Origin of the sequence: Pustulibacterium marinum, from assembly GCF_900116665.1 — a bacterium.
In the GTDB taxonomy this organism is placed as follows: Bacteria; Bacteroidota; Bacteroidia; order Flavobacteriales; family Flavobacteriaceae; genus Pustulibacterium; species Pustulibacterium marinum.
In genome coordinates this window covers 724,449-736,733 of record NZ_FPBK01000001.1, presented here as the reverse complement: position 1 = coordinate 736,733, position 12,285 = coordinate 724,449, and the positions used below count along the sequence as shown (strand labels likewise).

The 12,285-nt window shown below is 35.1% G+C and carries 12 protein-coding genes; 3 read left to right on the top strand and 9 right to left on the bottom strand.

Going from position 1 to position 12,285, the window contains the following annotated elements; all coding sequences use genetic code 11:
• Window positions 1-36 precede the first annotated feature (36 nt).
• A complete protein-coding gene (locus BM383_RS03195; protein WP_093022891.1) occupies window positions 37-897 on the top strand; it encodes a glycosyltransferase family 2 protein in 861 nt (286 codons plus the stop codon).
• Between the two features lies 1 nt (window position 898).
• On the opposite strand, the gene pafA is transcribed toward BM383_RS03195, so the two are convergent.
• Window positions 899-2,545: an alkaline phosphatase PafA gene (pafA, locus tag BM383_RS03190; protein ID WP_093022889.1), complete on the bottom strand. Its 1,647-nt coding sequence runs from the start codon at window positions 2,543-2,545 to the stop codon at window positions 899-901.
• A gap of 111 nt (window positions 2,546-2,656) precedes the next feature.
• Between pafA and BM383_RS03185 the strand changes: the two genes are divergently transcribed.
• Together BM383_RS03185 and BM383_RS03180 are read left to right on the top strand one after the other, a co-directional pair.
• Window positions 2,657-3,394 carry an MlaE family ABC transporter permease gene (locus tag BM383_RS03185; protein ID WP_093022887.1) on the top strand — a complete coding sequence of 246 codons (738 nt, stop codon included), beginning with the start codon at window positions 2,657-2,659 and terminating at the stop codon, window positions 3,392-3,394.
• Complete coding sequence (locus BM383_RS03180) at window positions 3,394-4,161, top strand: ABC transporter ATP-binding protein (protein ID WP_093022885.1); 768 nt, start codon at window positions 3,394-3,396, stop codon at window positions 4,159-4,161. Before BM383_RS03185 ends, BM383_RS03180 begins: the two co-directional genes overlap by 1 nt.
• Before the next feature lie 77 nt (window positions 4,162-4,238).
• Here the strand turns inward: BM383_RS03180 and BM383_RS03175 are convergent, their stop codons facing one another.
• From BM383_RS03175 to porV, 8 genes are all read right to left on the bottom strand, one after another.
• Window positions 4,239-5,318, bottom strand: a complete 1,080-nt coding sequence (locus tag BM383_RS03175; protein ID WP_093022883.1) for a mannose-1-phosphate guanylyltransferase — start codon at window positions 5,316-5,318, stop codon at window positions 4,239-4,241.
• A gap of 36 nt (window positions 5,319-5,354) precedes the next feature.
• Window positions 5,355-5,951: a SprT-like domain-containing protein gene (locus tag BM383_RS03170; protein ID WP_093022881.1), complete on the bottom strand. Its 597-nt coding sequence runs from the start codon at window positions 5,949-5,951 to the stop codon at window positions 5,355-5,357.
• A gap of 3 nt (window positions 5,952-5,954) precedes the next feature.
• Window positions 5,955-6,638 (bottom strand): SDR family NAD(P)-dependent oxidoreductase, encoded by a 684-nt coding sequence (locus BM383_RS03165; protein WP_093022879.1) that lies wholly within the window; start codon window positions 6,636-6,638, stop codon window positions 5,955-5,957.
• Window position 6,639: 1 nt separating this feature from the next.
• Entirely contained in the window at window positions 6,640-7,557 is a 918-nt protein-coding gene (locus tag BM383_RS03160; protein ID WP_093022876.1) for a M28 family metallopeptidase, read from the bottom strand.
• Between the two features lie 75 nt (window positions 7,558-7,632).
• Window positions 7,633-9,276 carry a pyruvate dehydrogenase complex dihydrolipoamide acetyltransferase gene (locus BM383_RS03155; protein ID WP_093022874.1) on the bottom strand — a complete coding sequence of 548 codons (1,644 nt, stop codon included), beginning with the start codon at window positions 9,274-9,276 and terminating at the stop codon, window positions 7,633-7,635.
• 6 nt (window positions 9,277-9,282) lie between these two features.
• The gene (gene pdhA / locus BM383_RS03150) at window positions 9,283-10,281 is read right to left on the bottom strand and encodes a pyruvate dehydrogenase (acetyl-transferring) E1 component subunit alpha (RefSeq protein WP_093022872.1); all 999 of its coding nucleotides are present in this window, start codon (window positions 10,279-10,281) and stop codon (window positions 9,283-9,285) included.
• Between the two features lie 209 nt (window positions 10,282-10,490).
• Window positions 10,491-10,973 carry a cytidine deaminase gene (gene cdd / locus BM383_RS03145; RefSeq protein ID WP_093022870.1) on the bottom strand — a complete coding sequence of 161 codons (483 nt, stop codon included), beginning with the start codon at window positions 10,971-10,973 and terminating at the stop codon, window positions 10,491-10,493.
• A 19-nt stretch (window positions 10,974-10,992) separates the two neighbouring features.
• Window positions 10,993-12,258 carry a type IX secretion system outer membrane channel protein PorV gene (porV, locus tag BM383_RS03140; protein WP_093022868.1) on the bottom strand — a complete coding sequence of 422 codons (1,266 nt, stop codon included), beginning with the start codon at window positions 12,256-12,258 and terminating at the stop codon, window positions 10,993-10,995.
• Window positions 12,259-12,285 lie beyond the last annotated feature (27 nt).

Below are 12,285 nucleotides of genomic sequence, written 5' to 3'. Positions count from 1 at the left end.
AATAGGTAATTTTGAATAAAAAGTAGTGAATATTTCATGTCTATTTTAATCATCATTCCTGCTCACAACGAAGAAGCTTCCATTTCCTATTGTTTAGATTCCCTAGTAAGACAAACACTCAAACCTACCCGCTTAGTTTTAGTAGACGACAGCTCTACCGACACCACTTTGAGTATTTTAAAAACTTACGAAAAGCAATTCGATTTTATTCAGGTTATTCAAAAAGAAGGTGAAAGTGAACACATTCCCGGAGCAAAGGTGATAGATACTTTTTACAGAGGTTTATCTGAAGTTTCCATTGCTGATTTTGATATTATTTGCAAGTTTGATGCTGATATTATATTTCCTGAAGATTATTTGGAAAAACTATCTCAAAGCTATAAAAACAATCCAAATCTTGGTATGTGTAGTGGTTTATGCTTTATAAAAGCACAAGATAATAAATGGATTTATGAAAATATTGCGCACAAAGATCATGTTCGCGGACCAATAAAATCATATAGCAAATTGTGTTTTGAAAAAATTGGTGGTTTAAAGAAATCCATTGGTTGGGATACCGTAGATGAGCTGCTAGCCAAGTTCCATGGTTTTGATGTAGAAACTATAAAAGATCTTCATGTAAAACATTTGCGCCCAACAGGAAAAATTTACACTTCAAAAGCTAAGTTGTTACAAGGAATTGCGATGTATAAAATGCGTTATAAATTACCTTTAACTTGTATAGCTTCTGCTAAAATGGCTCTTCAACAGAAAAAAAAGACTGTTTTCATCAACAACTTAAAAGGATATTTTACTTCTAAAAAAGAAAAAACGCCTTTTATGGTTACTCCACAAGAAGGCGCTTTTATAAGAAAATATCGTTACAAAGGAATTCTGAAAAAACTCCTTGGAAAATAAATTAATCTAATACTTCAGGAATTGGATTTCCTATGGTACCGCTAGGAAAAGCAATACCTAACAAAGCTGAAATAGTTGGAGCCACATCTGTAATTTCTGTTCTTTTCACAGTACTTCCTTTATTGACACCAAACCCATAAAAAAGCAGAGGCACATGCGTATCATAGATAAATGGAGAACCATGTGTAGTTCCGGTTCCTAAAGAACCATTACCACCAATATATCCTGGTTTGGTGATTACAATTACGTTTCCTGATTCTTTAGCATTGAATCCTTTTTGGATTAGTGAAGCAATTTTATCTGTATAATTATTCTCTTTCATTTCCGTTGCTGTGTAGGTTTCAAAAACCTCTGGACTTTCCAGAATTCTTGCTGCTAAATCTTCTTCAAGATCTTCCACCTCAATATCAAGTTTTTTCAATTCATCCATATTGAAGAATATTTGATCATTGGAAACATTCTCTATCAAATTCTCTGAATGGTACTTGTCTTTCAAATATTGCTGAATTTCCAATGCCAATCCTGAAGTATTGGCATAGCCACCGGGAACATGAACATCATGTAAATAAGACGGTGTAGGAACTGCACCATGGTCAGCTGTTAAAAATACAGTATAATTACCTTCTCCTACTTGCTGGTCTAAATATTTTAATAATTTTTCAAGATCGGCATCTAATCGAAGATAGGTATCTTCTACTTCTATGGAATTGGTTCCAAATTTATGGCCAACATAATCTGTTGAAGAAAAACTTACGGCAAGAAAATCTGTAACATCATCTTTACCTAAATCCTCTTGCTTAATAGCTTCCATAGCAAACTCTGCTGTTAAACTATTTCCGTAAGGCGTTGCTTTCAATAAACTATACCCACCGTTATCTTTCCAGATTTTTTTCAATTCATGAGGAAAAACTGGCGCTTCTTCACCTTTAAACCTCCCCTCAAAAGTATTATTATCACTACCGCTTTCTACATATTGTTTTATAGGAAGCATGGTGTTCCAAGTTTTTTTGTATGATTTCGCTGCATTTGACTTATTGAACTTTTGTACCCAACTCGGCAATTCATTCATATAATACGTACTAGTTACCCAAGCACCTTCGTCACCACCTTGAAACCAATACGCAGCATCTGCCATATGACCAGCCGGAAGAATAGAACCTCTGTCTTTTAACGATATTCCAATAACTTTCCCTCTTTTCTGAGTTGCCAATTTTAGCTCATCAGTTACTGTTGATGTATGCAATCTATTTGGAGACATTCTACAACCTGGATCATCTGTACCTACAGGTTGAATGCTATCATCTTGCGCACAATAGACCAACATTTTTAATTCTTTATCATACCAATCATTCGCTATAATCCCATGAAATTTAGGAGTTGTACCTGTATAAACTGAAGCATGCCCAGGCCCTGTTTTGGTTGGCATATAATTAAAATGATTGTTTTTACAATTAAATCCATCTGTAACCAATCGTTTAAAACCACCATCTGAATATTTGTTCCAATATCTAGGAATGTAGTCATATCGCATTTGATCTACTACAATACCAACAACAAGTTTTGGTTGCTTATAAGGGTTGCTGTTCTGTGCCAGCATTATACTCCCTGAAAAAGACGCTATTACAAGCGCCAAAAATCTTTTATACATGCTACTATATTTTTAACAAAAATAAAGGTTTGAAGAAGGTAAAACTTTAAATCAAGGTTAAAATTAGAATGCTGTGATTTTTTTTTACTTTAGTAGCTGTAATTTTAGAACATGACATATTTAACCGCGATAGGAGGATACTTTTTAATGATTAAAAATGTATTCCGAAGACCCACAAAGTGGTCAATACTTAAAGATTTGATCTTTAAAGAAATAGAAGATCTGATTTATAATTCTATGGGAATTGTAATTTTTATCTCATTTTTTGTGGGTGGTGTAGTAGCCATTCAAACCGCATTAAACATAGACAACCCGTTAATCCCAAAATATTTAGTTGGGTTTGCAACCAGACAATCTGTTATTTTAGAATTTGCACCAACATTTACCTCCATTATTATGGCTGGTAAGATGGGATCTTACATTACCTCGAGTATCGGTACTATGCGCGTAACAGAACAAATTGATGCACTGGAAGTTATGGGCGTGAACTCTATTAATTATTTAGTCTTACCTAAAATCATTGCCTTAATGTTATATCCGTTTGTGGTTGCAACCAGCATGTTCCTTGGAATTGTTGGTGGATGGGCTGCTTCTGTCTATGGAGGTTATAGCAACAGTGCAGACTTTATTTTTGGTCTACAAGATGAATTCATACCTTTCCATGTTACCTATGCATTTATAAAAACGATACTTTTTGCATTTATCCTAGCTACAATCCCTTCTTATCATGGTTATTTTATGAGAGGTGGTGCATTGGAAGTTGGAAAAGCAAGTACTACCGCTTTCGTATGGACAAGTATCGCCATTATACTCGTTAACTATTTAACCACTCAATTGCTTTTAGGATAATGATAGAAGTTGATAACTTAAGAAAATCTTTCGGAGACACTCAAGTGTTGAAAGGAATTACCACTACTTTCGAAAGTGGAAAAACTAACTTAATTATTGGACAAAGTGGTTCAGGAAAAACGGTATTCTTAAAATCTCTCTTAGGATTACACACACCAGATGACGGCACAATCTCATATTCTGGAAAACCCTATTCTGAAATGGATATTGATGAAAGAGTAGGTCTTCGCCAGAAAATAGGAATGGTATTTCAAGGAAGTGCATTATTCGATTCTATGACTGTTGAAGAAAACGTGATGTTTCCATTAAGAATGTTTACCAAAATGTCTAAAAGCGAACGTCAAGACAGAGCTGATATGGTTTTAAAACGCGTAAATCTAGTAAATGCACACAAAAGATTTCCAGCTGAAATTTCTGGAGGTATGCAAAAGCGTGTTGCTATTGCAAGAGCCATAGTTAACCGCCCTAAATACCTGTTTTGCGATGAACCAAACTCTGGATTGGATCCTAAAACTGCAATTGTGATTGACAATTTAGTAAATGAAATTACTAAAGAATTTGAAATTACAACCGTCATCAACACCCACGACATGAACTCTGTGATGGAAATTGGAGAGAAAATCGTATTCTTAAGAAAAGGATTAAAAGAATGGGAAGGAAGTAACAAAGAAATTTTTAAAACGGACAATGAAGCCGTAACCGATTTTGTTTATTCTTCCGATCTTTTCAAAAAAGTGCGTCAGATGTATATTGAAGAAAGAAATTAACAAGAAACTCTAATTGACATAAAAAAAGAAAAGGATGCTTTAGGCATCCTTTTCTTTTTTTATAATTATTTATGATCTTATACTAAATCATCACCAAATTTATCCTGAACAGCAGATCTAATTTTCTTGATATCTTGTTCTTTAGATTTTGGATAAATCAATAACACATCATCTCTATCAACAATTATATAATCGCTAATACCATCTACTACTACAACTTTTTTGCCTTCAGTTCGGATGATATTATTATTAGCATCTACTGTATAAGTATCTGCATTTACTACAGCATTTTGGTTTTCATCTTTATCTAATTTTGAATATAAAGAACCCCAAGTACCAAGATCATTCCAATCAAAAGAAACCGGCAAAACATGTACGTTGGGAGCTTTTTCCAAAATAGCGTAGTCAATAGAAATATTTTCAGCTTCACCATAATTTTCATTGATAAAAGGAATTTCATCATCCGTATTATAAGACGAAATTCCATCTGAAAATAGAGCAGTCATTTTCTCTTGATATTGAGCAAATGCCTTTGTAATACTCTTTGCACTCCAGATAAAAATACCCGCATTCCAAAGATAACTTCCAGTAGCTAAAAACTGTTTTGCAGTATCATAATCTGGCTTTTCAGTAAACTGAGCTACCTTTTTAATATCTCCCTCAGATTCTTTTTCAAATTTGATATAACCGTATCCTGTATTTGGAAATGTTGGTTTGATTCCCAAAGTTGTCAACATATCGTTCTGTTCACAAGCATCAAAACACTGCTGAACATTGTCTATAAAAGTAGTTTCATCTTCAATCCAGTGATCACTAGGCGCTACAATCATAACAGCATCTGGGTTTTCTTTTTGAATCTTTAAAGATGCATACAAAATACAAGGTGCTGTGTTACGCATTGCTGGCTCTAGCAAAACTTGTCTCTGGGTTACTCCTGGCAACTGTTCAAAAACAAGATCATTGTATTTTTCATTGGTTAGAATAAAAATATTTTCTTTTGGAATCAACTTTCCAAGTCTATTAAACGTTTTTTGAATTAATGTTTCTCCAGTTCCAAGCATATCATGAAACTGCTTAGGAAAAGAGTTGGTACTCACTGGCCAAAACCTTGAACCTACTCCACCGGCCATTAAAATTGCATAATAATTCTTATTCATAACTAATTTTGTTGTTTGACTGTTATAATGATATAGTTAGTGTAATAATTCTACTTCAGCATTGGGCTGAAAAAGGTAAACTCTACCCGTAGAGACCTCAAGGCATTCATAACGTTTTACACGTTTATTTCCTTTTTTAAAAATCTTTCCATTATAAATCCTGAAAATACTACCGTGAGGCACTTCAAATATATAATTTTTATCCGTCTTTTTGTCGTATTCTTTTAAAGCTAACGATAATTTAGCATCAGTATCGCTGCTGGCGGTTGGATTTCTAAAATGATTTAATAATAAAGGAAGTAACCTTTTTGGAAAAATAGCCGGATGAATGAATGGTGTCATCATTTCTGAAAATGTGTGTTTCCACTCCTTCCCGTGCGGTTTTATTCGCCTACCATACTTGGTAAAAGCTACCAAATGTGCCAGTTCATGAATAAGCGTAATCAAAAACTTATACTTATTTAAACTAGCATTAATTGTTATTAAATGTTGCCCGGTTGGAAGTCTTCTGTAGTCTCCATGCCTTGTTGCACGTTCGCTTACCACTTTGATATGCGCATTGGTGAGTTTAATCAACTCCAAACAAGCATGAACAGACTTTTCCGGTATGTATTTTTCTAAAACATTATTCATTTATCAAGGGGTTGTACTAGAAACTTCCAATACTTTTCCATTGTAAAATTTAGCTCCGGTAAGAGCAAACTCTTTTATATATGATGCCATTTCCTCAGGAAGAATAGGTGCTTTGTATCCTGGAAAGGCCTCTTGTAACATTTCTGTTTGAACAGCACCTAACGCTAGTACATTAAAAGAAGGACCATTATCTTTGTATTCTTCTGCTAATAATTCTGAAAGCGTAATAATAGCTCCTTTACTAGAACTATATGCCGCTAAACCAAGAAACTTCATACTTCCTTGAATTCCGCCCATCGAGCTTACTGAAACCACATGAGAATTGGTATTCATGAATGGTAACAACGTTTGAATTGTTTTAGCTACACCAAAAACATTCACTTGATAAACTTTTAAAAACTCGTCCTGTGAAATGTCTTTAAAAGGTTTATTTACAATAGCCCCAGCATTATTTATTAACACATCCACTTTTGAATCCCAAGTTGAAGCAACAAACTCGCTTAGCGTATCAAAGCTTTCATCTTTTGATAAATCAAAAGTAAACGAATGAACATTTGAATAACCCAAGGCTTCTACGGAAGCTGTATTTCTAGATAATGCCAATACTTGATAACCTGCATCAGCAAAAAGTTTTACCATCTCAAATCCAATTCCTCGACTGGTTCCGGTAATTACAACATTTTTCATTCTAATTCATTTTTACAACATCATCCTGCGTATTAGCTAACTTTTCTAATACAGGAATAAATGTATTGATGAAATTTGTCATATGATCAAAATCCATTTCGCTAAGCTCATCATCTACTTTGTGATAATACTCAAAATTGGTGAAATCAAATGTACAAACCGTTTGTGCAGGAACATTAAATTCCTCATAAAATGGATAATTATCAGATCTTTTGAAAAGCTGAAATTTCTTTGCAGTTTCCAAAAAACCAACCACTTTTTTATTAGAAAATGAATTTAAAGTAGCAGCCATATTGCTTTCATTGTAACCTGTAAGATAGCTTAAATAATCCGTAGTCATTGGAACACCCACCATCTCAAAATTCACCATACAATAAAGATTGAAATTCTCTTCTTTCAATTTACCAGCCAAATGTTTTGAACCTAATAGCCCAGCTTCTTCAGCAGAGAATAATACGAACAACAAACTTCTCTTATTGGTATGATGTTTCCCAAAATATTTAGCGAATTCCAAAACCGAAGACGTCCCAGATGCATTGTCATTAGCTCCATTGGCTATTTCGTCTCCATTTTCGGGTTTTATTAGACCAATATGATCGTAATGCGCTCCGATAATAATGAACTCCTTTTTTAATTCAGGGTCCGTTCCAGGAACTACTCCCACTACATTGTACCCAAGCTCTGTAATATTGGACAACGTATCCTTATAGGTTTCAAAATAAGGCTTTACATTATTTTTCTTGAAATACTGGGTTATATAATCAGCAGCTTTCGCTATACCTTCTGTACCCACTTTTCTTCCTTGTAAATCATCTGAAGCAAGAAAGCTCATATGTTTTTCTACAGTTTTCTTTGATGTCTGTGCAGATAAAGTCAAAGAAGCGGTTGCTATAACCGCAAATACAATTTTTCTAATCATTCAATTTAATTTTCCTAAATATAAAAAAAGCATCCAATAAATTGGATGCTTTTTGTTGTATAATATCTGTAAATCTTAAGCAAGCATAGTTACAGGATTCTCTACATACGCTTTTAACGTTTGTAGGAACTGAGCTCCTGTAGCACCATCAATTGTTCTGTGGTCACAAGCTAAAGTTACTTTCATTGTTTTACCAACTACAATCTCACCGTTTTTAACAACTGGTTTTTCAACAATTGCACCTACGGAAAGAATTGCAGAGTTTGGCTGATTGATGATAGAAGTAAATTCTTCAATACCAAACATTCCTAAATTAGAAACTGTAAAAGTACTACCATCCATTTCTGCAGGAGTCAATTTTTTGTTTCTTGCTTTACCAGCCAATTCTTTTACTTTACCTCCAATTTGAGTCAGGCTCATTTCGTTAGTAAATTTAAGAACAGGAACCACCAAACCATCTTCAACAGCTACTGCAACACCAACATGAACGTGTTGATTGAACTGAGTAACATCTCCTTTCCAAGAAGTATTTACTTGAGGATGTTTTTTAAGTGCCATAGCACAAGCTTTAACAACCATATCGTTGAAAGAAACTTTGGTATCTGGCAAACTGTTAATTTGAGCTCTAGAAGCAATTGCTTGCTCCATATCTAACTCAACAGTTAAATAATAGTGAGGCGCAGTAAATTTAGATTCACCTAAACGCTTCGCTATTGTTTTTCTCATTTGAGAATTTTTCACTTCTTCTACACGCTCTTCACCTGCAGGAACAAATGGCATAGCAGCCGGTGTACTTGCAGCAGCAGGAGCAGCAGCTTCAGCTTTTGGAGCAGCAGCGGCAGGAGTTGCAGCTGGCGCTTTATAATTTTCTATATCTCTCTTGATAATTCTACCATTATCTCCAGAACCTTTAACCGTTGAAAGATCTATTCCTTTATCAGCAGCCATTTTCTTAGCTAATGGAGATGCAAAAATCTTACCTCCATCTGTAGTAGTAGTTTCAGCAGCAGGAGCTGATTCTTCTTTAGGAGCATCTGCTTTTTCAGTTTTTGCTTCTTTCTTTGGAGCAGAAGTAGCACCACCTTTTGCAGCAGCAATTGCAGCTTCTATATCAGTTCCTTCAGGACCGATGATAGCTAAAAGAGAATCTACAGGAGCAGAACCTCCTTCTTCAATACCTACATGCAGTAGAATTCCTTCGTAGAAAGATTCAAATTCCATAGTAGCTTTGTCTGTTTCAATCTCAGCTAAGATATCTCCTTCTTCCACTTTATCTCCTTCTTTCTTCAACCAAGTAGCTACAGTACCTTCGGTCATTGTATCACTTAAGCGAGGCATGGTTACTACTTGAACACCTTCAGGCATTTCAGAACCACTTTCTCCAGAAACTTCTTCTGCTTTTTTTTCTTCAGCAGGAGCTTCTTCTTTTGCTTCTGGTGCAGGTGCACTTCCACCATTCACTATAGAAGAAATATCCTCACCTTCTTCACCTATAATAGCTAAAAGTGTATCTACCGGAGCAGAATCACCTTCTTGAACACCAATATGTAAAAGAACCCCTTCGTTGAAAGATTCAAATTCCATGGTTGCTTTATCGGTTTCTATTTCGGCTAGAATATCGCCTTCTTCTACTTTATCTCCTACTTGTTTTAGCCATTTTGCAACGGTACCTTCTTCCATGGTATCGCTCAAACGAGGCATATTTACAATTTCTGCCATTTCTTATTATAGTTTATGAGGTAAAAAAGGATAATCTTCTTGTTCGTAAACAACGTCATACATAACGTTCTTATCTGGGAACGGAGATTCTTCTGCAAATTTCTCGCATTCTTTAACCAAATCTTTTACGCGCTTATCAATTGCTTTGATTTCCTCTTCGCTAGCGTATTCATTTTCTTTGATCACATCTAAAACTTGCGTGATAGGATCAATTTTTTTGTATTCTTCTACTTCTTCCTTTGTTCTGTAGTGTTGTGCATCTGACATAGAATGACCTCTATAACGGTATGTTTTAACCTCTAAGAAAGTTGGTCCCTCACCAGCTCTAGCTCTTTCCACTGCTTCACTGATTGCTTCTGCCACTTTAATAGGATTCATACCATCAACTGGACCACAAGGCATTTCGTACCCTAATCCTAATTTCCAGATATCGGTGTGGTTTGCTGTTCTTTCTACTGAAGTACCCATGGCATAACCGTTATTTTCACAAATAAAGATTACAGGTAATTTCCAGTTCATAGCCATGTTAAAGGTTTCATGTAACGAACCTTGACGTACAGCACCATCTCCCATATAACACAAAGTAACACCTCCTGTTTCAAAATACTTGTCTGCAAATGCAAGACCCGCACCTAAAGGAATTTGACCACCTACAATACCATGACCTCCGTAGAAATTATGCTCTTTTGAGAAAATATGCATAGAACCTCCAAGACCTTGAGAAGTACCGGTTGCTTTACCATAAAGTTCTGCCATAACTCGTTTAGGATCTACTCCCATACCAATTGGCTGAACGTGATTACGATATGCAGTAATCAATTTATCTTTAGAAGGATCAATTGCGTGCAACGTTCCGGCTAACACAGCCTCCTGACCGTTGTACAAATGAAGAAAACCTCTAACTTTTTGTTGAATATAAACTGCAGCAAGTTTGTCTTCAAACTTTCTCCAGAAAAGCATGTCCTCATACCATTTTAGGTAGACTTCCTTGGTTACTTTTTTCATGTGTTATTTTAAATTTCTTTGTACTGAATAAATTTTCAACTTTGAATGGCTAAAGTTAAGATTTTCAAATCACAAAACAGGACTTATTTCTTGGAAACTTTAGTTTTCAAAATTGTGGAATACAAAAGTACTATTTTAGTTAAAAGATGAAAAACTAAAACAGGGTTTTGTAGTGCTTTTTTAACAAAGAAATTTAGATTGTTGTAGAATTACAATGCAGAACCATCAAAAATTAATGGCAATAGATCTTTCAAGGAATTTGATTTGATCACTTTTCCTGTTTCTCCCATAAAATAGATTTCTATGGGCGCACCTTGTTTTACTTCGTACTCTGCAATTGATTGTCTGCATGCTCCACAAGGCGGAATAGGCTCTATAGTAACCTTGGTATCAGAAGTAGCTGAAATAGCTATTCTTTTGACAATAGCATCAGGAAATTTAGCGCCAGCATAAAATATAGCTACACGCTCAGCGCACAAACCAGAAGGATACGCCGCATTCTCTTGATTACTACCTACAACAACTTCATCATTATCTAACAATAATGCTGCTCCTACTCTAAATTTAGAATAAGGAGCGTAGGCTTTTTTTCGAGTTTCGATTGCCGTTAACATTAATTGCTGTACCTCTTCTGATAATTCATTCAAATCATCATACACATATAAGGTAGATGTAAGTTGTAGTTCTTTCAAAAAATTGAAATTTTATATTCTAATATTCGTCGTACTCTTCTCCAAAATTAAGCGTAAGCGAAAAACGAAGTGTATTTTCTAACGGATTTCTCACTTTTGAAGCTGAGAACAAGTATGACATATCTATTTTGATCACATTATAAGTAAAGCCAGCTCCTAGCGTAAAAAATTTACGAGCACCTTTTGATTCCGCCTCGTTGAAATAACCAGCACGTAACGCGAAAGAATCTGCATACCAATATTCTGCTCCCAAAGCCCATGTAAATTCCTTTAACTCTTCACTTAAACCTCCCGGAGCATCGTAGAATGATTGAAACATTCCTGACACAAAAGATACATTATCATCCTGACCACTATATATCACTTCATTTGTTCCTGAAATATTTTCGTCTAACTCATCAACATTTTCATCGTACTCTCCATTCCCATCATTATCTACATACGACCATTCTGTACCTAAAATCGGCGGCGTTGGAACCAATAATTTATTCACTTCTCCAACTAAAGAAAGTTTACTGTATGCATCAAAAATGAAATCAAATCCAGCACCAAGTCTTAAATTGGTTGGTAAATAACTATCATATTCATCTCCTACACTTTGATCGTATTTAATAGGAGGCCCAATATTTGTTACTGCAAAACCACCTCTCCAACGTCCATCATAATTATCATAGGCAATTTCTTCTGATTGATAATAACCTGAAACGTCTACGGCAAAACTATTTGCAGCTTTCGCATCTACTCCTTCAGAAGGTATTTTTAAATCTGAACTTAGAAAACGACCTGTTACAGCCATTGCATACCTATCTGTTAATCTTAATGTATAAGAAGCGTCAAATGCAAATTCATTGGGACGCTGAGTACCTTGCGAAACAATATCGTTACCTACTTGTTCTGTAAACTCAATATCTCCTAAACTAAAATATTTGATACTAGCAGCCCACGCACTACGATCACTAATACGGTTATATACCGTTAAATTCATCAATGCGATATCATTCACCAACTGACTTAGATATGGTGTATAGCTTACTCCAACTCCAATCTGTTTTTCAATAAAACCATATTTAGCAGGATTCCATTGCTGAGAATAGGCATCTGCAGAGGTAGCAACCCCCATTTCTCCCATACCTCCAGCTCTAGCATCAGAAGCAATCATTAGAAAAGGAACTCCGGTAGTAATAACTCTAGTATCGTTTGTATTGGGTAGAATAACGGTTGGGTTGTCTTGAGCCAATGCCTTTGCTGCGCATAGTATAAGACTCAAAAAGAAAATTTTTCTCATCTAGATTTCAAAATTTGAACAAATATA